The 23,127-nt window shown below is 52.4% G+C and carries 23 protein-coding genes; 8 read left to right on the top strand and 15 right to left on the bottom strand.

The window, feature by feature from the left end:
• Positions 1 to 126 precede the first annotated feature (126 nt).
• From ACOQPU_RS14010 to ACOQPU_RS13960, 11 genes are all read right to left on the bottom strand, one after another.
• The gene (locus tag ACOQPU_RS14010; protein WP_420645715.1) at positions 127 to 1,323 is read right to left on the bottom strand and encodes a glycosyltransferase; all 1,197 of its coding nucleotides are present in this window, start codon (positions 1,321 to 1,323) and stop codon (positions 127 to 129) included.
• A gap of 9 nt (positions 1,324 to 1,332) precedes the next feature.
• The gene (locus ACOQPU_RS14005; protein WP_420645714.1) at positions 1,333 to 1,701 is read right to left on the bottom strand and encodes a hypothetical protein; all 369 of its coding nucleotides are present in this window, start codon (positions 1,699 to 1,701) and stop codon (positions 1,333 to 1,335) included.
• On the bottom strand, positions 1,701 to 2,780 hold the full coding sequence (locus ACOQPU_RS14000; RefSeq protein WP_420645713.1) for a glycosyltransferase family 4 protein: 1,080 nt from the start codon (positions 2,778 to 2,780) through the stop codon (positions 1,701 to 1,703). The genes ACOQPU_RS14005 and ACOQPU_RS14000 overlap by 1 nt, the downstream gene beginning before the upstream one ends.
• 7 nt (positions 2,781 to 2,787) lie before the next feature.
• On the bottom strand, positions 2,788 to 3,246 hold the full coding sequence (locus ACOQPU_RS13995) for a hypothetical protein (protein ID WP_420645712.1): 459 nt from the start codon (positions 3,244 to 3,246) through the stop codon (positions 2,788 to 2,790).
• A 101-nt stretch (positions 3,247 to 3,347) separates the two neighbouring features.
• Entirely contained in the window at positions 3,348 to 4,586 is a 1,239-nt protein-coding gene (locus ACOQPU_RS13990; protein WP_420645711.1) for a glycosyltransferase family 4 protein, read from the bottom strand.
• A gap of 3 nt (positions 4,587 to 4,589) precedes the next feature.
• Entirely contained in the window at positions 4,590 to 5,744 is a 1,155-nt protein-coding gene (locus ACOQPU_RS13985; protein ID WP_420645710.1) for a glycosyltransferase family 4 protein, read from the bottom strand.
• On the bottom strand, positions 5,744 to 6,178 hold the full coding sequence (locus ACOQPU_RS13980; RefSeq protein WP_420645709.1) for a hypothetical protein: 435 nt from the start codon (positions 6,176 to 6,178) through the stop codon (positions 5,744 to 5,746). Before ACOQPU_RS13980 ends, ACOQPU_RS13985 begins: the two co-directional genes overlap by 1 nt.
• Before the next feature lie 32 nt (positions 6,179 to 6,210).
• Complete coding sequence (locus tag ACOQPU_RS13975; protein ID WP_420645708.1) at positions 6,211 to 7,065, bottom strand: sulfotransferase family 2 domain-containing protein; 855 nt, start codon at positions 7,063 to 7,065, stop codon at positions 6,211 to 6,213.
• Between the two features lie 75 nt (positions 7,066 to 7,140).
• Positions 7,141 to 9,312 (bottom strand): ArnT family glycosyltransferase, encoded by a 2,172-nt coding sequence (locus ACOQPU_RS13970; RefSeq protein WP_420645707.1) that lies wholly within the window; start codon positions 9,310 to 9,312, stop codon positions 7,141 to 7,143.
• A 5-nt stretch (positions 9,313 to 9,317) separates the two neighbouring features.
• Positions 9,318 to 10,343, bottom strand: a complete 1,026-nt coding sequence (locus tag ACOQPU_RS13965; protein WP_420645706.1) for an NAD-dependent epimerase/dehydratase family protein — start codon at positions 10,341 to 10,343, stop codon at positions 9,318 to 9,320.
• A gap of 328 nt (positions 10,344 to 10,671) precedes the next feature.
• Positions 10,672 to 11,973, bottom strand: coding sequence for a glycosyltransferase family 2 protein (locus ACOQPU_RS13960; protein ID WP_420645705.1), 1,302 nt, complete (start codon positions 11,971 to 11,973; stop codon positions 10,672 to 10,674).
• Positions 11,974 to 12,048: 75 nt separating this feature from the next.
• Between ACOQPU_RS13960 and ACOQPU_RS13955 the strand changes: the two genes are divergently transcribed.
• Complete coding sequence (locus ACOQPU_RS13955) at positions 12,049 to 12,516, top strand: hypothetical protein (protein WP_420645704.1); 468 nt, start codon at positions 12,049 to 12,051, stop codon at positions 12,514 to 12,516.
• Positions 12,497 to 12,994: a GNAT family N-acetyltransferase gene (locus ACOQPU_RS13950; RefSeq protein ID WP_420645703.1), complete on the top strand. Its 498-nt coding sequence runs from the start codon at positions 12,497 to 12,499 to the stop codon at positions 12,992 to 12,994. Before ACOQPU_RS13955 ends, ACOQPU_RS13950 begins: the two co-directional genes overlap by 20 nt.
• A gap of 71 nt (positions 12,995 to 13,065) precedes the next feature.
• On the opposite strand, the gene ACOQPU_RS13945 is transcribed toward ACOQPU_RS13950, so the two are convergent.
• Entirely contained in the window at positions 13,066 to 14,826 is a 1,761-nt protein-coding gene (locus ACOQPU_RS13945) for an adenylate/guanylate cyclase domain-containing protein (RefSeq protein WP_420645702.1), read from the bottom strand.
• A 457-nt stretch (positions 14,827 to 15,283) separates the two neighbouring features.
• On the opposite strand from ACOQPU_RS13945, the gene ACOQPU_RS13940 reads away from it, so the two are divergent.
• From ACOQPU_RS13940 to ACOQPU_RS13915, 6 genes are all read left to right on the top strand, one after another.
• On the top strand, positions 15,284 to 15,568 hold the full coding sequence (locus ACOQPU_RS13940) for a hypothetical protein (RefSeq protein ID WP_420645701.1): 285 nt from the start codon (positions 15,284 to 15,286) through the stop codon (positions 15,566 to 15,568).
• Positions 15,569 to 15,916 (top strand): redoxin family protein, encoded by a 348-nt coding sequence (locus ACOQPU_RS13935; RefSeq protein ID WP_420645840.1) that lies wholly within the window; start codon positions 15,569 to 15,571, stop codon positions 15,914 to 15,916.
• A gap of 152 nt (positions 15,917 to 16,068) precedes the next feature.
• Positions 16,069 to 16,416, top strand: a complete 348-nt coding sequence (locus ACOQPU_RS13930; protein WP_420645700.1) for a Rieske (2Fe-2S) protein — start codon at positions 16,069 to 16,071, stop codon at positions 16,414 to 16,416.
• A 49-nt stretch (positions 16,417 to 16,465) separates the two neighbouring features.
• Positions 16,466 to 18,151 carry a hypothetical protein gene (locus tag ACOQPU_RS13925; RefSeq protein WP_420645699.1) on the top strand — a complete coding sequence of 562 codons (1,686 nt, stop codon included), beginning with the start codon at positions 16,466 to 16,468 and terminating at the stop codon, positions 18,149 to 18,151.
• Positions 18,152 to 18,229: 78 nt separating this feature from the next.
• The gene (locus tag ACOQPU_RS13920) at positions 18,230 to 18,586 is read left to right on the top strand and encodes a hypothetical protein (protein WP_420645698.1); all 357 of its coding nucleotides are present in this window, start codon (positions 18,230 to 18,232) and stop codon (positions 18,584 to 18,586) included.
• Entirely contained in the window at positions 18,583 to 18,987 is a 405-nt protein-coding gene (locus ACOQPU_RS13915) for an HNH endonuclease (RefSeq protein ID WP_420645697.1), read from the top strand. The genes ACOQPU_RS13920 and ACOQPU_RS13915 overlap by 4 nt, the downstream gene beginning before the upstream one ends.
• A 54-nt stretch (positions 18,988 to 19,041) precedes the next feature.
• Here ACOQPU_RS13915 and ACOQPU_RS13910 read toward each other — a convergent pair whose 3' ends face one another.
• The 3 genes from ACOQPU_RS13910 to ACOQPU_RS13900 form a co-directional block, all read right to left on the bottom strand.
• Positions 19,042 to 20,355, bottom strand: coding sequence for a PQQ-dependent sugar dehydrogenase (locus tag ACOQPU_RS13910; protein WP_420645696.1), 1,314 nt, complete (start codon positions 20,353 to 20,355; stop codon positions 19,042 to 19,044).
• 78 nt (positions 20,356 to 20,433) lie between these two features.
• Positions 20,434 to 21,555, bottom strand: a complete 1,122-nt coding sequence (locus ACOQPU_RS13905) for an alpha/beta hydrolase (protein WP_420645695.1) — start codon at positions 21,553 to 21,555, stop codon at positions 20,434 to 20,436.
• Between the two features lie 101 nt (positions 21,556 to 21,656).
• The gene (locus tag ACOQPU_RS13900; protein WP_420645694.1) at positions 21,657 to 22,988 is read right to left on the bottom strand and encodes a PQQ-dependent sugar dehydrogenase; all 1,332 of its coding nucleotides are present in this window, start codon (positions 22,986 to 22,988) and stop codon (positions 21,657 to 21,659) included.
• Positions 22,989 to 23,127: the final 139 nt, after the last annotated feature.

Here is a 23,127-nt window from a genome sequence, read left to right as displayed (position 1 = left end):
GGAATGAACCATGATTTCAATGGCTTTTTTGTCCCTTTAAGAAGAAACTCATTTTGAACAAAGGCAAGCAAACCAAAAAGAAACCCCTCTTGAGTTTTCAAACTTACTGCTGTGACTTCCTGAAAATCAAAGCGTTTGGAAGAATTGGACGTATTGCTTGGCAATATGATCGAGGTTGTGGTGCTGCTGGATGAAGGCACGGCCGTTTTCAGACACAAGCTGGCGAAAATTATTGTCTACAGCAAGCTGGTGCAGCAGTTCAGCGAGCATCGCTTCGGCATAATCATCGGGGGCAATTTTGAGGCAGGCTCCCTGCGGTAGCTCTTGCAATGGCTCAATATCTGAGGTGATGGTGGCGATGCCCAGCCCCATGAGCCGGATAGGCGTGTACGGCGTGCCGCCAATGTGGGGGTGACGCAGATGAATGCCCACGTCCAGGGCAAACATTTGCTGCACAAAGGCGGCTGGCGGTTGCCACCCGGTTACATGTACTTGCTTTTCCAGCTCCATTTGCTTAATTTCTCCAGCCAGATCGTAGCCATCGGCAGCGAAGCCACACAGTAAATAGTGGGCATTTGGTTGGTGCCGCGTGACATCTTTGAACGCTTCCAGGCAGGCACGCAAATGTTTGTTGGGCACAAAAATCCCGAACGACCCCACAACAAAATCATTTACATCCAGCTTCAGAGCCGCACGTTGCTGTCTGCGTAACTCGGAAGGCTCCGCGTTAGGAAACCCAGGCGGCAGAAAGAAAGGGGAAACGATTGTTTGCACACGGGCGGACGGCCGTTTTAACAAAATTTGGTTCCGCGCATAATTGTTATGAACAATAGTGCCCAGGCTGCTATCTACGACGCGCTCAAACAGTGGGAATTTCAGCAAAATCTCATTGTTCACTTCTGTATTCACATATTGGGCAACATGGGCTGCATCTGTGTCATAGGCATACGCAAGCTGTTCAATGTACGCATTTGGGTTTTGCCGCCCAACCGTGGCCGTGAGGATCAAGCGATGGAGTGTGAGATCGTGGAGGATAACGACGCCAGGATAGCGATAGATGTAGCTGAGCATATATTCATGGAATTGGGCATTATCTCCCAGAGCATAGACTGTCACATCATAATCGGCATGATGATATGCGGTATGCGGCAAAATCGTTAACGTTTGCCGGATGACTGGGTTTTCTGCTTCATACTCGCCGCTAGTAAAAAGATGCAGTGCCGAAACGGCGGGCGAATTAGCAAAGGCCACTGCTAGCCCCTCGCTATAATCTGAGATGGCAGATTTTATTGGGGAAATTGGGGTGAAAAAGGCAATACGCATGGCAGATGGCTAATCCGGTTTTTGCTTAGATTGCTGCATTTGCAATGCGGCTACTTCTTGCGCCAGGGCAGAAATGGCTTGCAGGGTGGCCTGGTTGAACTGGTTTTGCTGCTGCACGATGGGGTCGATGTACCATTGCAAAGCGCGGCGCATTACTTTTTGCACCGCTGCTTTCACTTTGGCGGCGAGGCCAGGAGGCCAATCGGGCCAGGCGATTGGTTGATGGCTGTTGACCCACACAGACTGTTCCATTTTGCGGATGGACGGCCGTTTGCCTGGCTCAGTGGCAAACAGTGCAGCCTGTTGCGCTAAAACGTGCTGCCGCGTTTGCTCGATCATCTCCGCCGCCTGCTGAATATTGTCCGATAAATTATCCATTACGCGCCATCCATAATGCCTAACCGGGCCAGAATCGCTTTGAGACCAGCTTCTGCTTTGGCTGCATCCAGCTCTTCTAGCCGGGCATACTGTTTTTGAATCACCTGCTGTCGGACGGCCGTATCGCTCACCAAAATATGCCCCATTTCTGCGACTGCCTCATACCCTAAATCCGTAAACATCACTCCCGCACCCCCCAATGTTTCTGGGATGGCACTGCTGCGACGGGTGAGGATGGGCAGCCCGTAAGCCATGCTTTCCAGCAGCGGCACGCAAAATCCCTCATGAAAACTAGCCGTCAGGTAAAGATCGGCCGATTCAAAAAAGCGTTTCATCTCACTGGGATCATTTATATGCCCAATGCATTGTACAGACGCGTGCAAATCTAAATCAACAACGAGCTGGTCTAAAGCGTGAACATATTTGGTGAGGCCGCGCGATCCCACCACAATGAGCTGTGAATTTTTGTTGATGGTGTGATGGTACACGGCAAAGATGCGCAGCACATCTTCCACAGCTTTGTTGGGCACCACGCGCCCTACGCTAAGCCAGGTCACTTTCTTTTGCGGGTCTAGGGGGGCTGGCAGGGTGGTTGTATCTGGTTTGGGCAGGGTGAGGAAGAGGGGGAGAACGGCCGTCTTTGCTGCATCAAATCCCGCCTCAACCAACTCCTGCCGATTGTAATCTGAATCGCCAATGGCCAGATCGCATTCGGTCATGGTTTGCAATGCTTGCCGACCCATGTCGCACAGGGCAGCTTGCTGACTGTCCCACACGGTGAAAAATTCAGCGGGAGTGATGTTGTGATATATCAAAATCTTGCGCCCGCGATACGCTTTGAATAGCCGAATGTTTGGCGAGTAGATTGAGTAATGAAAAATCAGCAGGTCATCTTGGCTGTCCAGGTGTGGCAAAAAGTGGGAATCTGGCGAGACGCGGTCCCGAAGCTGCGGCGCGACGTGCTGGGCGTAGATGCCCGTCTCAAATCCCCAGCGGCGCAGGCTGGCATCGGTGGCCAACACGTTGTTGCTGATAGCATCACCCATAATCATGCCAAATGTGAGTTGATGAATTCGCATCTTGCGGCTACTTCTCCTCTTTGTTCAGGCGGGCTTCTAGCTGGGCAATGCGCCGGGCGTCTAGCTCTTGCCGCTGGGTCAATTCATTGATGACTAGCTGCATCTGCTTGTTAATCTGGATTTGCTGCTGCATGATAGGCAGCACATACCAGCGGGTAGAAACCGAGTTCCAGGCGTTGCGAAAAGCGACAATGAGCGGGCCAAACAGCGGCACGTTGGAGGTGAACGGCCGTTCATGCAGCGGTTCTTGGGCCATGAGATCAATCATGAGGCGGTTGAGGGTTTCGGTGGAGGCGAGGTGAACGGCCGTCTTGCCGGGACGCAGCGAGTCTGGGCCGATCTCCGCCACGTTCTGCCAACGGCTGCGGGTAGCCAGTGCCTCTGCCAGTCGTTGCTGAATAGCTGACTGGTCTATGGTTGCATCCTGAATGTCAATCAGGGCCGCTGCTTCTTCGGGTGATCTCATGCTTTTTCCTCTAGACACACAAAATTAGAAGCGAGGTGTGAGCATTCTCAAATGCGAACGGTTCTAAACGAACCGCACCTGAGGATGCTTTCTCCTCCAATTTAGACGTTTGGTGCGCTGGCCACCAATGTTTTGCGATATGCTTCTTCCAGCCGATCTGCCATTTGGTGGATGGTGTAGTTGGCCAGCACCTTGTTACGGCCGTTTTGCCCCATTTCCTGCCGTAGCGCGGGGTTTTTTATCAGGGTTGCCAGATGTTCCTGCACAGAGGCCGCACTGTCCGGTTCTGCCAACAAGCCATCCACACCATCTCGAATGACGTTGCGAACGGCCGTAATATCTGCGCCAATAACCGGTTTGCCCAGCAGCCATGCCTCCAGGTACACAATGCCAAATGCTTCACCCACGGATGGTAGCACTAATAAATCGCAAGCCTGTAGCAAATTTAGCTTTTCAGCATCCGTGACTTTATCCAAAACGATCAGATTGCTCAAATTTCCGTAACGTTGCCAAAGCTGCTTTGATTCGTCGGTTTCAGGGCCAGCAGCGACCAACAAAATGTTGGGAAACTCCGCTTGTAACTTCTGGAACGCTTTCACCACCAGCTCTAGCCCTTTATATTGTGACTTCCGCCCCAAAAAAAGCAACATCGTGCCGGAGGTGGGGAGCTTGAGCCGTTGGCGTGCTTCTTCTGGTGGTAACTGCGGGTAGCTGGCGGGATTTAGACCCACCCCAATCGTGCTGATTCGCTCTTTATCCAACGCCAAATCCATATTGAGCAGGAATGTGTGTTCAGCCTCAGTGTCAGCCAAAATGTGATCTGCGCCTTGCAAAATGGTGCGCTGGTAGCCAATGTTGTAGGTGACGGGCTGCTCAGGATGCAGATGGGGGGTGACTACCACCGGGACGCCTAGCTTTTTAGCCGCCCAGTAGCCGTAAGCGACATGGGAATAGACCAGGCAGTTGAGGTGGATGAGATCGTAGGAACGGCCGTTTCGCAGCATCTGGCTAAACATGCCGGGGGCAATTGGGCCGCCGCCTAAAAAGATGAGCGGCTCGAAAATTCGGGCGCGGTTTTGCCAATAATGGCGCAAGCCAAAATGCAGCATCCGCCAAACGGAACCGCGCCGATACATGCTCCAAAAGCGGTGTACGCTCACCCCGTTCCTCTGCTCAAAGGGCGGCAGTTCGTTGGCCCAGGTGTGGAAATCTAGCGAACGGGAAGTGTAAACATCCACCGTATGCCCTCGTTCTACCAATGCTTCCGACAAGTCAGCGATATATTTTTCAGAGCCGCCAATGGCGGGTGGGTATTGGTGGGTGACGTGTAAATAACGCATGATTCAGTCTGTGAGCCAGCTCCCCAGGATGTTTTCCAGGCGGCTGATGATGCGGGGCCAGGTGTAATTTTGTAGGGTGTAGGTACGGCCGTTCTCTCCCATCGTTCTCGCTATTTCCGGTTCTGCCACAAGTGTGTGGACCGCCGCCGCAAACTCGCCGTAGGTGGCAAACATTAATCCTCCCTGGCTGCGCCGGATGTGCCCGCTGGTAACAGTGCCATCTTTATGCACCAAAACGGGGCATTTGGCCAGCCAAGATTCCAGCAACACCAACGAAAAGCTCTCGTTGAGTGAGGGCTGCACCAAGGCGGTGGCTCCGGCCAGCAAAGCGTGTTTCTCCGCGTCTGGCACAAAGCCGCGCAGCTCAAATGGCGGCTGTGTCGGGGGGGTGAACGGGCCATCACCCGTTAGCAGCAGCTTCACAGGAGAGCCATCATTAGCCAGCCGCTGCATATAATCGTAAAGCAGGGCCATATTTTTGCCTGCTTCCAGCCTGCCCATTGTGAGCAAATAGGGTGGGTGTGCTGGATTTCTGGTTGCTGTGGTTGCTTGGTCAGAAACGGCCGCTCCCAAAACCGCCTGCTGCTTCAGGTTCACCTTTAGCTGATTATTGGTGAAGGCTTGTTCCTCAGGCGTTAAAAAAAGTACGCCAAACGTTTCAGTCAGCAGCAGACGGAACATCTCTAAATACGCATACGGCTCATCATGCAAACAGGGAATGAGGATGGTGCGTTCCGGGGCAATCCAGGCGGCGGCCTGCGCCAACGCTGCTTGATAAGGCAGCACCAGCAGGGCATCGTAGCTACTGGCTTCTTGGCTCAAGGCATTGTACAGGGGTTGGCTGTGGGCACTGGCGGCCAGCCACGCTTGTTGCTGCGCCCAGCCTAACCCCCACTGCTGTTCCAGCCGCTGCGATAGTTCAGCGAAGCGAGTTTGGTCGTAGCTGGTGATAGGAAAGCGGCGCACAGTCACCTGATTCTGTGTTGACGCACCTCCAGGATAGACATTGTCCCAACGGTAATACTCTTTGGCGCAGGTTGTCCACAGATGCACCTCATGGCCGTGGGTGGCTAGCTGTTCGGCCAAATTGCGGGCAAATGTTTCTGCCCCACCCAAAACGTCTGGGCCGAAGCGGGGGGTGATGATTGCCAGGCGCATCAACTGTCTGCCTGGGTGTCGGGGGCATGTTGGGCTTGCAAGGTTTCAATTGTGCGCTGCTGCTGTTGGGTAACGGCCGTTAATCGCCCCACTGCTTCCCACAACTGTTTATTCACCTGCTGCTGGTGCTGCAAAGCGCGGTTTGTGTAGAAAAGGGCGATGCTGTGCAGCCCACGACGCACCTTTTGCACCAGAGTCCCAATGAGCGGCAGTTGGCTCCAGGCCGTATCATTCATTTGCAGATCGCGGTCAAAGTTGGGAATGGTTTCGGCGGCTTGTTGCAGGTGGTTGTAGAGGGCCACATCGTACGCAATGTCGGCGGGTTTGCCAGGGAAGACGACGGGGGGAGAAACGGTCGTATCTAACTGTTCACGACTTGCTGCCGCCTCAATCCGTGCTTGAATTTCATTCCAGACGGGGCTTGTTTCATTCATTGTTTAATCTCCTCCCGAATAGTGCGCTGACCTTACCTGGTTGCTTCGCGTTTGCGCCACTGTTGCCGAAGCCAATGTCGAACTGATACCCGCCTAATTTTTTCCAGATTTGGCTGTGCGCGTTGAGCCAGTCGGTGCTGAACACGCACAAGCCAGAACGGAAAGCCCAGTTGGCGAACCGTTTCCTCAAACCGTTTTTGGGCGAAATTGTAAAGTGCGAGATCGTATGCTTGCGTTTCGTGAATAATCGCCAGTGTCTCGTCGTCCACTTGCTCACGACTTGGCCGATTTTGAGTGACGTTTCTCGAGTGATAATAGGGCAGGCGAGGCCAATTAAAGTGATGCTTTAAGAGCAGCAAGGTGGTGTCGAACTGCTCACTCAACCCCACCAGGGCAAAATCCTGCTCAATGTGCTGCTTTGCCAGAGACAAGGTTTCTTCTGTGCATGGAATGTCTTCCAACCACGTTCCCGCCACAAAGCGTGTCTGGTTATTGTGGCCCAAAATATGCAGGGCAAAATCGGCAATGCTGGTGTTGTGCTGGGTCATTTCTTCGTGGCGTGGGTGGATGGGGGTGCGAAGAATAAAGTAATAGTAAGACAGCACTCGTTCAACCGGATCGCGCAGGATGGTGAAGTAAGTGGCGGGCTGGGGCAGCCAGTTGTGCATCCCATACTCAATGTGGCCTGTTAGCAGCTGGATAGATTGCTTAGTGGCTGTGTCTAGCTGCTTGAATTGGGCAACGGCCGTATCAATGTGCGGGTCCCCTTTGAGGTGCATGAGCTGGTTCGGGGAATAGAGCTGGTTGTGAATGGCGTGCAGCGTGCTTCCCGCTGTTTTAGGGATGTGCAGGTAGATAATGGTTGAGGGGATTTCGCTGTCTGTCATTGGGTACTTTCAAACCGTGTGCGCCAATTTGCCAGGATTTTAAGAGTGATGCCAGCTACAAGCAACTTCGTTGAGTTAAGGTTGGCCAAGTTGGTAAACGTCGAATGGAACCTGGTATCGGTTGATTTTAACCGGAATGTGATCGCGAGGGGTTTCCATGAGCGGGGTGTCGATTGTTTGGCTGAAGGCGAGCTGACGACGCCCCTCGGACCAAGCGGGCGGAGTGACGCCGTTGGCAGCCAGCCAAAATACAGGACGGCCGTTTGCCTGCCAGTGGGAAACGGCCGTTTGCAATGCAGCCTCTTCCCGTACTTCCTGGCGGATTGTGAATACCGTTTGGTCATATAAAAACCAGATCGGTAGCTCCAGACGCTGCGCCTGGCTGCCTGTCTCCATGAGCAAGATGGCCTCCGGGGGGAAGCGGTCGGTGAAGGTGGCTAGTTGGGTTGTTAGCCCGTCGTATTCCACCACACCCGCAATCCAGCGCACATGTTGGCCAAATCCGGCCAGCAGCAGCAACAACAGCCCCAACGGTACAATGCCCACAAACCAGCGTACGCAGTCACGTGGCCTTAACTGCCAGATCAACCACGCCATGCCCACAATAAACAGGGGAAAAGCAACCGTAATAAATCGCCGCACTACCCAAAAATGGTCCAGTGCGGTACCTGCGCCCAGCAAGTAAAGCGGGGCAATATTTCCGATGGCAATGAACAGCGTGAGTCGAACGGCCGTTGTCTTTGCCTGGTAAATGAGCAGAATCAGACCAATGCCGCCAGCGACTAATCCGGCACGTGTTAGGTAAAGTCGAGTCAACCTCACCGCTTGTTCCGGTGGGGCCAGTATGGCAAGTTCAGACGTTTGGCTGAGGACGGCCGTTCCCACCACTATCACCCCTAAACCGGCAGATAGCCCGACCTGCCACCGCCCCGGCTGCTGAAACAGCCAACCCAATCCCCGCCCAAACTGTTTCTGTCGGTAGCGCAGTAGCAGGATAGTTAGCACCAAAAGCAACACGGTCAGCAACATGGGTACCCAATTTGCCGCAAACAGACGCGCCAGCCAATCCATCGGGTACGGATACCCGTCGGCCGCCGCCGCCAGCGGTTCTGCCAGGAAGCCGGGCAGCAGGGTGCGTACCAAATGATCTACAAAGTAGATGGTGGCAATAAAGGTTGCGTGCCAAACGGCTTGCAGGGTGAGCAGCAGGTAGATGCCAATGCCCCACCAGTAAGCTGGCCGGAATTGCTGCCGCAGCCACAAATATAAAAAAGTGGCGATCAGAAGCGGAGGAATGAGTACGGTGTCTAGCTTGGTTAAAGAGAGCAGACCAAAACAAGCTCCAGCAAGGACGGCCGTAGCCCGACTCCCCGATTCCAGCAGCAAACTCAAGGCAAATAGGCCACCCCAAAAGAATAGCTGCACCATCATTTCTGCCGTGGGGTAGCCGGTAAACCAAACTTGCGTCACGCTGAAGGTGAGCAGCAACAGCGTTAGCAAGCCAACGGGTCGCCCCCACAGCCGGGCAACGGTTAGATAGATGGCCAAGCTGCCCAGCAGTGTCAGCCACATCGTTGTGAATAAAGCGAGGGAGGTGCCGCCAACGGCATAAAAAACGGCAATCAGTGCGGGGTAAAGGTGGAAGGCATGGGGGAGGTAGATGCCTGCGTCTGTGTCGCGGATGGTGAGGCCGCTTACGCGTTGCCCTTCGCTCCAAGGGCCAGGGAAACCTGCCTGGTGCAAGCGCGTTTCTGGCCGCACCAGCACGGAGCGTAATTCGGGTGGAACGGCCGTCATCTCCGCATCATAAACCAGTATGCCACCTGTTTTGACAATGTGAACCCCTGTGTTGACATAAACGCCATGATCGCGACCGCCCACAATGTATTCAGACGGCCGTCCTGACAGAACCACAGCGATAAGCAACAGCACAGCAACCACGCCATCTTGCCATTGCCACTTTAAACCAGAAAAAGCACGCTGTAACCGACCGTTTCGCACGGCCCAGCCAATGACGAGCAGGCTAGGAACAAGGGCAACCGCCAGCAGCAATGGCAAAGCAAACTGGTTTAACTCAGCTAATGTTAGGCTCAACCAACTGATTACGGCCGTTCCCGCCAACAACCAGAGGAAAATACTTTCTAGCCCTGTCAGCTTTAGCTTTGCGTCATCAATAAAGAACAGCCAACTGGCAATACCGGGCAGCAGCAAAATGATGAAAATTAATAGAAGCGATGCGAGGGACACGTTGGTTACTGGCTCCCTCCAGAAGATTGCGAGACAACATCACGCCAACTGGGAGGCAGGTTTTTGGGGATTTCAATATTGTTGAATAAGGTAACTGGGCGCGCACCTACCTGCTGCACCCAATTTGCCATTTTTTGGATACCTGTTTGTAGGTCAACGGCCGTTTCTGCACCTAAAATATGCTGGGCTTTTTCGTGACTGGCGTAAGCATGAACCACCTCGTTACGGGCTGGTAGATGCTGAATATTGGGGGCAATGCCAAACGCGTCGGTGACGGCATATGCCAATTCAAGGATGGTGTAAGGTTGATCGGCGCCAATGTTAAAGACCTGATTGTATGCCTGGGGCATGGCTACGCTCCGGGCAATGTAGGGGGCCACATCATCAATGTAGCTGAACGCCCGCGTTTGCGTGCCATCCCCAAAAATCGGCAGCGGCTTCCCTTGCATAATCTGGTTCATGAAAATGCCAATCACATTGCGATAACGATCCCCAATATGCTGTTTTTCGCCATAAACATTGTGCGGGCGAAAGATGATGTAGGGGAGGCCAAACATATTTTGCGCGGTGCGCAGGTCAAGTTCAACCGCATATTTGGCGACGCCATACGGATCTTCCGGCTGCGGCACGGTTTCTTCATCCATGGGCGGTTGTGCAGCACCGTAGACGGCAATAGAGCTAGTAAACACAAAGCATTCCACATTGTGTTTCACCGCCTCATTGATTAAGTTGATGCTGCCCATCAGGTTATTGTTGTAGTTAAATCGGCGGATGAAGTGAGAGAGCCCTTCGGCGGCATAAGCTGCCAGGTGATAGACGTAGTTGAACTTGTGCTGCCTGAACAACTGTTCAATCAAGGCAGCGTCTGTTACGGAGCCTGAGACAAACTGCACGCCTTCCGGCACATTGTCCTGGAAACCACCGCTTAAGTCATCCAGCACGACCACTTTGTGGCCCATGTTCAAGCAGTGTTGAGCCACATGCGACCCAATGAAGCCCGCCCCCCCCGTTACTAACGATACTTTTCTCATAAAGATACCTTATGTAAATTTGATTTGGCACTGCCAGACGGCCTGTAAATCACAAAAGAATTTTGATGAAAATTGAGCCACGAAATTGTGAATTACTCAAGTAAAAGCGGGAGAAATGACTCTGATAACTTCAAATTACTTTCCCGCTTTTACACCGTTTTGCCAAGCAAAGGATTGTAGAAGTGATAATGCCGGGATGCAACTTTGTGGGACAGGCGCAATGTGCAACTTTTACATGGCATCCAGAGGGGGGAGCATTCTCAAATGCGACCGTTGGCATCTGAGGATACCAACTCCTCTCTGGAAAAATGAAAGTTGCACATTAGGTCTAACGAGATGAAGTAGATTCGGTGGCGGCATCTGCGAGTTGCTTTTTAAGCTGCGCCAACTCATCTTGAAGCTGCTGCTGCGTCTGCTGCATGGAGAGAACTGTATTCATGAGATGTTCAATCTCCATCGCCTGGGATTGTGCCTGGATGTTTAGATGGGCTATCCGTCGTTGCAAATAGTTGTTTTGCAAATTTTGCTGTTGTAGCAAGTTGCGCATCAGCCATTTGGCGGCGATGCTGCTCCAGGCATCTCTTAATCTGCCAATGAGCGATTGGGGAAATGAAAACTCTTCCAGCGGCGGGGGTGGCTCTGTTTGGCTGGCGGTGGCCATAACAGCCGTTTGCCTTAACTGAAGGAGCGCATTTTGAACGGCCGTTACCTTTTCAGGCGGTAGCTCTGGTGACAAAATGGTCGGGGCTAGAATTGCCATCTCTAAACACGCCAGCCGAATCGCATTTACATCTGAAAAATTGCGCTGCTGATTAAGATACGCTGTTTCCGCTGGCACAAAATCTTCAAGCAGTTGCTTCACCGAATAATGCTTGAGCAAAAAGCGGTATCTGTTCCGGTGCAGCATTTGCAGCTTCACGTCTGGAAGCCGTTTCATAGAGGTGGATTCATCATGGATGGCCACCGATTTTGTGGCGACCACCACCTGGAACCCGGCTGCCCGGGCGCGGTAGCAGTAATCCACCTCTTCGTAATAAATTGGGTGGAACATGCCATCGAGCAGACCGATCTTTTCCTTGACGGCGCGGTGAATGGCTAAGGCCGCCCCTGTGACGTAAGCCATATCCTGAATTTCCGGCAAGGTCTGAATCGTCATAGCGTCTTGCTTGTAATACAGATGCTGGCTGTGACCAAGGGGGTAAGAGAGCTCTGCCCCCAAATGCTGGATGGTGCCATCGGGAAACAGGAGCTTGGAACCAACAATGCCGATTTCCGATGATTCGTAAAAGGGGCGCATCATCTCTGCCAGCCAATCTGGTTCGGCAAACACGTCGTTGTTGAGCAGCACCAGGACATCTGCCTCTACCTGGCGCATCCCGGCATTCAATGCTCGGCTAAAGCCGATATTTTCACCATGCTGGATGAGCTTCACCTGGGGAAACCGTTCCTGAACAAGTTCAATGGAACCATCAGTCGAGCCATTGTCTACCACGACGATTTGGCGGTTTGGGTAGGTTTGGTTGAGCAGCAGGGGGAGGCCACTTTCTAGCAGGGAACGGCCGTTCCAGTTCAAAACTAATACGGCAACGGATAAATCGCTTGGTGGGCTGCTGGCTGATTGTGGGCTCATTTCTATGGGTCTCTTCCCTAAATTTTTTGCAAGTTTACCATCAACCAATTCCCCTTAACAACGGCAGACGCTATAATGCCCAGCATGGACATTGCCTTGAACCGCCCGCTGGAATATGAAGCCCTGAACGGTTTCCTGCGCCGATGGTTGCCAAACGGCCGATTCTTTTTGCTGTACGAAGGCATAAACGATTGGGAAAACGTGCCGAAAGAACAGCTGATTATTCAATATTCCGTGAACGAAGCCCAGCCAGGGCCATTCAAATATGGACTTTCAGTTTTTGCTGATCAGGCAGAACCGCTTCTTTTCATCGAGCGGCTGGCGCAGGCCGTGTCCCAAATGTTCCAATGCAGCACGCTTTGCGATGCTACCCGCGTACTGCTAAAAGCGAACAAAACCTACTATTCTCTCCTTTTTGAAGCTGGGCAAGTTTACCTGGTCAATGATTTTGACTTTGAAGAAAGCGGCGAGCTCACCAAAATTGTTAGCCTAAATTACGTACTACCTACGGAAACGAACGATAATGTACAATTTGGTTCTTGAAAGAGTACGGTTGGCAACCACAGAATTGCGGCAGATGGTGGAGGCTTACTGGTTGGAGTTGATGCCCCATAGTGATGTCGCCAAAAGTCCAGAAAACCGCGAGGCGTATTTCCAGGAGAGATTTCCACTGGAGATGGGTGAATTTCATTTGTATTTTGCAGTTGTCGGTGGAGAAAATATTGGGTTTGTTGCCCTCCGGGTAAAGCAAATGAAACATGCAGCCATGATTGAAGATTTCTATGTAGTGCCAAAGGCTCGCCGTCAAGGATATGGGAGTGCAATGGTGAAAGCGGTTTATACGGAATTGGACCAGCTCGGCGTGGAACTCATCGAACTTACCGTGAGGCGAGACACCCCACAGGCGTTGGCATTTTGGGAAGCACAAGGGTTTCGCGTTGCGCTGCATCGTTTACGACAATATCGCGATCCAAATCGCGGGATTGGATACGTTGGCGCGTTGTCATCAGATTTTGATTAATCCGCCCAAAATCAAAAAACGCTCTTCTCAATAGCTGAGAAGAGCGTGGCGAATTTATGAAAAAGCGTTTTTTACGATGACAACGCTCTTACGAGCCTGTAAATTTGCTCGGGGGTTTGGCGACCTTTGACTTTCATCGGTTCCAGTGGCTCGACAATGGCCCAATCTTTTATCTGCTCGTAGGTGCTTTGGCTGATGAGGATTTCATCTGCCTGGGCGTTTTCCTGGATGCGCTTGGAGAGGTTAACGGCGTCGCCGATGGCGGAGTAATCTTTGCGCAGGCTGCTGCCGACGTTCCCCGCCACCGCTTCCCCCGTGTGAATGCCAATGCCAAAATGGAGCCGCCGATCTTCGGGCAGTTCTGCCAAATAACGCTGCATCTTTTTGCGAATCATGAGTCCGGTCCGGATGGCGCGTTCGGCGTGGTTTTCCTGCGGGTTGAGCGGCGTGTTGTAGAGAGCCATCACGGCGTCCCCCATAAATTTATCGGTTAGCCCTTCGTACTCGTTAATGGCATAGACAAATTCGGTAAAGTAGCCGTTGATAATCTGGATGAGCTTTTCTGGATCGAGATGCTCGCTGAAGGTGCTGTAGCCGCGCACGTCGGCAAAGAGCACGCTCATGATGCTGCGCTGCGGCCGTTGCGCGGCGTCGAGGTCACGAATTTGATCGACTAGCGCGGGGGGCAGGTAGCGGCGGACGCTTTCCAGACGCTTTTTCTCGGTGACGTCGTCCAGCACCATCGCTACGCCCAGCGTGTCGCTGTCGTAGTCGCGCAATGGCGTTAAGGTGAGATTGAGCGAGGTAAGCCCGGAGCGTTTATTCACGGCCACGTCTACTTCTGTGTTGTGGGCACCGCCGTTGGACCAAACATCCTGAATGAGCGGTTCTACAGGCAGCAGACCAAGGGTTTCCATGGCGGCTTTGTAGGTTTGGTGGATAACGGCCGTTTCCGGGTACCCCAAAATACGTTCAGCAGCGCGGTTGTACAGGGCAATCCGCTCCTCTTCGTCGATGGTAATGACACCGCTGGCGATGGAAGCAAACACGTTGTCCATCAGGTCGCGCATTTCGGTGATTTCAATCAGGTTGTCTTGAATTTGGCGGAAGAGGCGGGCGTTGTCGATGGCAACGGCCGCTTGGTTGGCAAACGAGGCCAGCAAGTCCCGATCCGTATTGCCAAACACGCCAGCGGCGATCCGGTTGTCGGCGTAAATGACGCCAGTAATTTCATCTTTGATTTTGAGCGGCACGCACAAAATGGAGCGCAGATTGTAGCTGATGATGCTTTCCTGAGCCGCGAAGCGACTGTCTGATTGGGCGTTCATGGTTACGACGGGTTCACCCGTCTCAGCCACGGTGCGTACAATGCTGCGACTAATCTCAAAGGAGGAGGATTTTTCAATCGTTTCCCGATCCACATTGCGGTATAGGCGGACTTCCTGCTCGCCCGTTTCATCATCTTTCAGCAGCAAGATGGCGCGTTCTGCTTTGGTCAGGTCGATAATGGAATCCATCACGTAAACCAAAACCTCGTTTAAGTCTAACGAGGAGTTAATGACGCCGCTGATACCTTGCAGTGCCTGAAGTTGCTCCTGCTCTTTCTGCTGCTCTTTGAAGCGACGTTCCAAATCTTCCAGATTGCGCCGCACGTGTACCAGCAGCCGGGCTAGCTCATCGCTGGATTGCGTGGCGGCACGTTGGGCAATTTCGGCGCGGGTGGTGATGAGGGTTTGGTGCTGTTGGTTGACGGTGCTGCCAAGATTGTCAATGAGATCGCGCAGTTGGCGGATATTGGTTTGAATTTGGGTAATTGAAGGTAAATCGTTCAACGCTGCATCCTCTGGCTGGCTTATTTACATTGCGAAGGGATTCAAAATAAACAGGCCTGCTTTGTTGTGTTTTGCTTAAGTAAAAGCTAAATGTCCGCGTCTGATATTGTTTGGCTTTTACATGAACAACACGAGGCTATGACAGACTGCAACCTCTGGTAAAAACCGCATTGGTGTATGTTGCAAGGAGAAAATTTGGGCGGTCTATAAAAAGTATAGCAGGTTTTATTACAATTTAGCTGACTATGCCCTTCATTGTACCAACATTTATACGTTCAGAACTGTAGTGTGTGCGAAAATTTTTCATAAACGTTGGGTGAACGACAAAACAGTAAGCATTTCGTAACCTTCTTTTAAGCTGGTTAGGGTACAGTTTGGGTAAACGGTAATCAGTTCGTCAGCAATCAGTTTTCAGTGTGTGTTTGCTTCACTGAATACTACATTTGGGAGATATTTTATGAAACAAAAAGTGGTAGGGTGGGGAACGGCCGTATTCATTTTCCTCATCCTCACGATAACAGCATGCGCTGTTCCTGCTGCCAAAGAAGCGAGTGGTGAGGTAGAGGTGTTGGCCAGCGGCACGGTGGTGCCGCCTACGCGCGGGGAGGTTGTGGTGGAGTTACCAGATATGGGCGAAGCCCCCGAATTTTTGAATGAGGTTTGGCTGAACAGCGATGGCCCGGTGACGCTGGCAGCGCAGCGGGGCAAGGTGGTGCTGCTGGAGTTTTGGACCTTCGGCTGAATTAACTGTCAGCGGACGATTCCTTGGGTCAAGGAATGGCAATCTCAGTACGAAGGGGAAGATTTCACAGTTATCAGCATTCATTATCCCGAATTTGCCTACGAGCGAGAGATAGAAAACGTGCAGGACGCCATTGAGCGGTATGAAATCAGCTATCCCGTGGCAATTGACAACGACCGGCAAACGTGGCGAGCCTACGACCAGCGGTATTGGCCAACAACGTATTTGATTGATAAATACGGCCGTATCCGCTACAGACACATCGGCGAATTTACCCGTGGCTCTGATTTACAAGCCGTGGCCGCCATCGAAGCACTCATGGCCGAACCTGAGCCACTCGAGAATTAGTTTTGGCTTTTTATCAACAGATTACGCAGGTTTTAATAAAGATTAGAAATTCGTGCAATCTGCGTAATCTTTGATTTTTCCTCAATGTGCCGGCATTCAACTAATCTGGCTTTAATTACCCAATTGCACCCCCCTGCGGTATAACACGCCGCATGAATTTGTTTCGCTCTAAAGCCAAACCAGATGCCGACGGTTACTTCACGACCGTTGCGTTTGAAGCTGTACAGGCTGAGCAGATGACGGCAGTTACCATCAATCGCCATAAAATTATCCTCACCCGATGGGACGGCACGCTTTACGCCTTCTCCGCCGAATGCCCGCACGCCTCCGCCGATTTCAGTAAGGGATGGGTGAGTCGCTACAAAGTTACCTGCCCCGATCATCAATATTGCTGGGATATGCGCAACGGCCGTATTCTCTGGCCCGACGACGAAAATTACCGCCTCAAACTGTACCCCGTCAAAGTAGATGATGGCATTGTAAAGGTGAAAATTGATTAATCCTAATTTGCCACAGAGGGCACAGAGAAAAAAGAGGTTGGAGAGGGGATTGGTAGGATTGTGGGTTCTCTTTGGGGTGGTTTCGCTGCTGTTGGTGTGGGAGCTGGGGCAGACGGCCGTTTCTGTGCGAGGGAAGAGTGCGCCACTGCCATTAGAAACAGCCATTACCACTGAACAGCAAGAGGCTCAATCGCTCGCTTTGGCCGATCCACGCGTGCAGGAACTTACCAGTGGGCAGCGCAGCGAAGTGTTTGGCGTGCGTCGGATGGGGCAGCAATTTACCCAAGCCAGTGCTGCTTGCGCCACGGCCGTTTGCTACCAGGTAGAAATTTACAGCTTCGATGAGAACTTTACGGTAACGGCCGTTGTCGATACTGATGCAGGGGTCGTGCACGACGTGCTGCACCAGCCCAACATGCAGCCCGGTATCAACCAGCGACTCGCCAGCCGCGCCCTCCAGCTTGCCCTCAACGACCCTGGCGTGATTGAAGCGCTAGGTTACCGGCCAGAGCAGGCCGACATGGCCCCCGTAGCCGCCGGATTGCGTGGCTCCACCTGCGACCAAGGGCATCTATGCGCTGGCCCCACCTTTCGCGTGGGCAACCGCATCCTCTGGGCAATTGTCGATCTCACCACCGAAACCGTGACCGCTCTGCGCTGGACCAACGTCTCCGACGACGGCAGCTTCATTCCCTACAAACCAGACGGCGACTTTTGCCCGCAGTCCGGCACAGCCAGCCGGGATGGCTGGGAACTCAGCTACGAAACGACTGGCACCGACGGCCTGCGCGTTTACGACGTGACTTTCCAGGGGCGTACCGTGCTTACCAGCGCGTCCTTGCCAGAGTGGCACGTGGATTACAATGGCGAATACACGTTTCCCGGCTTTTTTGATGTGACTGGCTGCGGCGGTAGCGGTGGCGGCTTCCCCATCCCTCCTTTTGGCGAGACAGAAGTTCTGGATTTGCTGGACGGCAGCACGGTTATTGGTTTTGAAGTCGTGCAAGATTTTCGTATGTCGCAGTGGGGGGCGGCGTGTAATTATCGGTATGGGCAGCGGTATCAATTCTTTGCAGACGGCCGTTTCCGCGTGGTGGTTGGGGCGTACGGCCGTGGCTGTGGGGATGATGTGGAGTGGGAACAGCCCGTTTACCGGCCAGTCATCCGCATTGATGTTGCCGTGAACGGGGATGCCAACGACGGTTTTGCCATTTGGGAAGGCACCCAATGGGCTTTTCAGGATACTGAAACGTATCGCACCCCGTATGATTCACCGGGATTTGGGCCACATCAACTTACCGCCAACAATGAAGCGTGGCTGCTGGTTGATGGCAGTGGGCATGGCTACACCATCGAGCCAGGGTTGGGGCAATTTGGTGACGGTGGCATGGACGACACGCCGTTTATTTACATAACGCAACACAAGCCGGAAGAGGGCGACACCGATCTGCCCATCTTTAGCCCACCGGGGCCAAGCTACTGCTGCAACGATGATCATTTGCAGGGGCCAGATATCTTCGTGAATGATGAGCCTATTGGCGACAACATTGTTTTCTGGTATGTACCCCAACTTACTACTGACCGCGTTCCTGCCGCCGAAGACGGGGATGGTCTGTTCTGCTGGACGGTCAACGGCGAACCAGACCCGGAAACCTACCCTTGCTTTGCCGGACCGATGTTCCATCCCTTTGAGCTAACTGAGAAGATGTTTTTGCCGTTGGTGGAACGGCCGTAAGCCAACAATCCGGACTCCTCAAATCAATCACAACCTATGCTATAATTGGCTAGCGCAAAAAATTTGGAGAACTAACCTATGACAACAATTACTCTTGAAGTGCCTGAACATCTTGCCCAAACGCTCAAAGGCATAGGAGATCAACTACCGTTGGTTTTGGAGTTAGGGGTTAGCCGTTTCGCGCCGCTTTCTACCAAGGCTTATGTTGAAGCTATCACCTTTCTTACCCAAGAACCTTCCCCAAGCCAGTTAGCTACTTTTCGTTTTTCTGACGACGTAGAAAAGCGAATTAGCGAACTATTGGAAAAAGGCCGGAATGACCAGCTGAGTAAAGCAGAAGAAGTGGAGCTAGAACGGTTAAGTTTGCTTGAAGAGCAGCTGCAGTTGGTTAAGGCCAATGCACTTACAAAACTTTCCTCATCCAAATCCTCGTGACAATATCTGGAGCTATAAGAGAAACACTTTCTGAACGTGCTGGGCAACGTTGTGAATACTGTTTGCTTTCTGAAGCCGCCAGTATCAAGAGACATGAGCCGGACCACATCATCCCTAAAAAACATGGTGGCGAAGATGAGCTGGATAATCTGGCTTGGTCATGTTTTCAATGCAATCGTTACAAAGGCAGTGAAGTTGCCGCATTTGACACAGAGACAGGCGAACTCACACAACTCTTCAACCCGCGACGACATCAGTGGAAGGCACATTTTTCCGTTGATTCTGGTCAAATTGTTCCCAAAAGTCGTATTGGGCGGGTTACAATTTTGATTTTACAGTTGAATCGCCCTGGACGTATTGCTGTTCGTGCCAAACTTGCAGCATCTGGCAATTATCCTTAAATAAAACGTAGTCGCGGTTTCTATTTTATTCAATAAGACAGTGCAACTTTGAGTTTATCCTGAACAGGTCAGGCCAGAACCATTCCCGCCCATGACTAGCGGTAGATAGACAAATTGATCCAGGGCTGCCCCGGCTGGTCTGGCACCGCCGCTGGCTTGAATTTGGTAGATGGTGCCGCTGTGGCTGGCTACGTACAGCTCGCCGTCACACCCTTCGCCAAAGGTGCTGGGGTTGCTCACGCCAATGTTGTTCGCGTCAAGAGGGGTTATGTTCCAGCTACCGCTATTTTGGGCTAGCCAGAAATTTCCGCTAATAAAGTCGGCATAAATGTAGATACCTGCCAGGGCAGGGAAGTCGTTTCCCCGATAAACAAACCCACCCGTAATGGAATTGCCTTCGTCAATTTCGTGTTCAAATGGAAACGCATCGTGCGGATAATCGTCAAAAGGGAATTGGTAGGTTGAAATGTCGTCACAATTGGCTGTGTTGAAAGTGGCGTTGCCTTCATAACAACGCCAGCCGTAATTTTCGCCGCCGGTGCTGCTGGCAGATTGGAAGTTCACCTCTTCCCACTCTCCTTGTCCCACATCAGCGACGTACAAATCACCTGTGTCCCGGTCGAAGCTGATGCGCCAGGGATTACGTACGCCTAAAGCCCAGATTTCATCTAATGTAGAGGCATCGCCTATGAAAGGATTGTCGGCTGGAATGGCATAGGGCGAGCCGCCATCCACGTCAATACGCAAAATTTTGCCTAGCAAAGATTGCCTATTTTGGCCATTGCCATCGTCTCCCCACGGATCGCCACCGCTGCCGCCGTCGCCTGTGGGGATGTAGAGATAGCCATCTGGCCCAAAAGCGAGGTCGCCCGCGTTGTGGTTGCCTGCGGGCTGGTCGATGCGCAGGATTTCGACGGCACTGTTGGGTTCGGCCACGTTGGGATCGTTACTAACTGTGTAGCGGACGATAAGGGTGTCGCCGGAGCCAGACACGGCTGTATAATTCACATAGAAATAAGGCGTATTGGGGTAATCGGGATGAAAGGCTAACCCCAGCAAGCCACGTTCGTTATGTGTCTCACTGTCTACAATGCCGTTAATGTCCAGAAATGGATCGGGCAACGTGTTGCCATCGGCGTCGATGATACGAATGACGCCGGGCTGTTCTACAATGAAAAGCCGATCATCCCCGGCGCTGGCAATGTCTACCGGTTGGGTGAAGCCGCTCTCGATGGCAACGGCCGTAATTCCCACACCTTCTGGTGCTTCTGGTTCGTTGGCAGGTTGAGCGGAAACGGCCGTTCGGCTCGCCAACCCTATTACCAATAAAACGCCTGCTGTCAAAATCCAATACAATTGCTTCTTCATGCCAATACTCCTTCAAAATATAAGATGCAAATTCAACTCATATTACGCTGCTCATTTTCATAGTTGATGGTTACCAGGCTAATTGCAGGTTCCTGCCACTGGTGGGGGAGCTGTGTCGGGGTTTAAGACGAGGGGAAGATAGGTAAACAAATCGCCGCTGCCCAAAATGATTGGCGCAGGCAGTACGCTGCTGGCAGCATTAAAGCAGGCAAAATGAAAATTAAGCCCATACGCACCAGTTACTTGGTGATATTGTGACCATTCATGGCTGGTCACGCCGGCCAAATTTGGTTCATACTCATGGGCAATGCCCAGATCGTTTAACTGAACAGTCAGATCATCAATGCCTCCACCCTGGCCTGCTGCCCCGTCTCCTGCGCCATCCACTAGGCGAATTTGCACGCCATTGGTCTGAATAGCGGCTGCATTGTTGGCGGTGATGGTGGAAACTTTATATTCCGTTGGTAAATCGCCCAATCGGGGGTGGTCGGAGCCAGCGGAGTTGGGTATGGCTTCAAAGGCTGCGCCAGCGTAGGCGATGGTAGAGCAGAATTGATCCGGGTAGCTAAATGCTAGCTTGATGGCACCCCGGCTGCCCATGGAAAAACCCTCAATGGCACGGCCGTTTCTGTTGGCAATGGTGCGGAAATTAGCGTCGATAAATGGAATGACATCCTGCATGATGACCGTCTCTGACAGAATGGGGAAGCTGGAGCTAGGGCCGTTGCCCGTGCTGTCGTCCCAATCGTCGTAGAAGCTACCCTTGCCACCATTGACAAAGACCAAAATCGCCTCCTCCGCCAGCCCGCTGTCGATAAGGCCGGGCAAGCTGCCGCTGCTGCCGCTAAAAAAGGTATTGTAGTTAAAGCCATTAAAATAGTTGTATTCGTTGCCGCTTACGCCGTGCAGCAAGTAAATCACCGGATAAGTTTGATTGCCGCTGGCGTAACCAGGAGGGGTATAGACGTTAAAGCCTACTTCGTTGTAGGGTGTTTTGAGATTGTTGCTTTCCAGCGTGCAATGTTCCAGGTTGCCCTGGCTGTTGCTGGGCAGCGGCAAAGTGCCCGCATTCCAGTAGTTGTCTGGGCTAGGTGGGAAGCTACCCGCCTCAACCAGAAAGCTGCTGGAATGCAGTATAGTTAACAGTAGAACAAACAAGGCAAACAGGGTGATCTGACGCGCTTTTGAAACTTGGGTCATGATGATGGTACTCCTTGCGATGATGGGTTTTTAAATTTGCAGGTTTGCAAGTGACCAGTGCTGACGTGCAAACTTGCTGCTTGCAGACAGGGTGGCTGATTTTACGGCCGTATTTGCAAAATTTGTCCGGTGCGCGCCACCACATACAGCTCCCCATTGGCATCTTCGCCGAAACTGTTGATATTTAGGTTGCTTTCGTACACGACGGTGGATTGCCAACGGCCGTCTGCGTTTTGGAAGATACCCCAGATGATGCCGCTGCAAAAGTCGGAAACAAAGTAGTTGCCGTACAGGCTCAGAAACTGTTCGCCTCGGTAAACATACCCCCCGCTAATCGAGCAGCCCTGCGTGTGGTCATACTCAAAAATGGCCGGCACAAATGCTGCTGGGTCACAGCTTGATTGGTAACAATGATTCCCTTCCATCGGGTTCCAGCCGAAATTTTGGCCAGCAGGGGTGCCATTAGTCAGCCAGCTCACCTCTTCCCAATTGTTTTGCCCCACATCGGCTATAAACAAATCGTCCGTAGCGCGGTCGAAGCTAAAACGCCACGGGTTGCGGAAGCCATAAGCCCACACTTCTGGGCGAGCGTTGGGATCGTTGATGAATGGATTGTCGGCGGGGATGGTGTAACTGCCGTCGGCACTGTCTACGTCCAGCCGCAGGATGCTGCCCAGCAATGTGCCTGGATTTTGTCCATGATTTTGCGGGTCGCCCTGGCTGCCGCCATCGCCCATGCCCACGTACAGGTAGCCGTCTGGCCCAAAAGCAACCATGCCGCCATTGTGGTTGGCGAATGGCTGGGGAATGGTGAGCAGGATTTGCCCGCTGGCGGGGTCAGCTACGTTAAGGTCTTCTGTGACGCGGTACCGGGCGATGTTGGTACGGCCGTTCTCATCCGTGTAGTTTACAAAAAAGTAGCCATTTTCCTGGTAACTGGGGTGGAAGGCCAGACCTAGCAAACCTTGCTCATTGCTGTTGTAGCCAACCGACCCGGTCAAGTCGATAAATGGCGTAGGTAGCAGCGCACCATCCTGAAAAATCTTAATGAGGCCATCTTGCTCCACAATGAAAAGGCGGTCATCAAAGGCGTGGGTCACGTAGAGTGGCTGGTTCAAGCCACTCACTACAGGTTCCAGGCTAATGCTGCTGACCAGGTTTTCGGGAATGGGCGTCACGGTTGGGGTGGCGGTTGGTGGTGCCTCGGTGGGGGGCACGTTTGTAGCCGGCTCTTGAGTGGGGTCAGCCGCTACGGCTTCTTCTTCGATGACGGGTGGGGGTGGTGGCGTGTTGGTGGGGGGAACGGCCGTGTTCACAATGGGTGGTGTGGGGGTTTCTTGGCTGGTAACGGCCGTGTCTCCTAGCTCATTCCCCTGGCAAGCTGCCAAAAGCAGCAGGGTCACACCTATACAAAAAATAATGAATTTACGCATAGACAGTTCCATAATAAAACCCTTCGCAAAGTAGCGTGAAGGCATCCGGCGAAGGGTTAATGGGCAAAATAAATCGCGCATCATTATATCACAGGACCGCTATTGTCTGGTGGCACTACTTAGAAACGTATAATCCAAA

This window comes from Candidatus Leptofilum sp. (genome assembly GCF_965223285.1).
Lineage (GTDB): Bacteria > Chloroflexota > Anaerolineae > Promineifilales > Promineifilaceae > Leptofilum.
The sequence above is the reverse complement of the archived record's forward strand: the minus strand, read 5'-3'. Positions and strand labels throughout refer to the sequence as shown.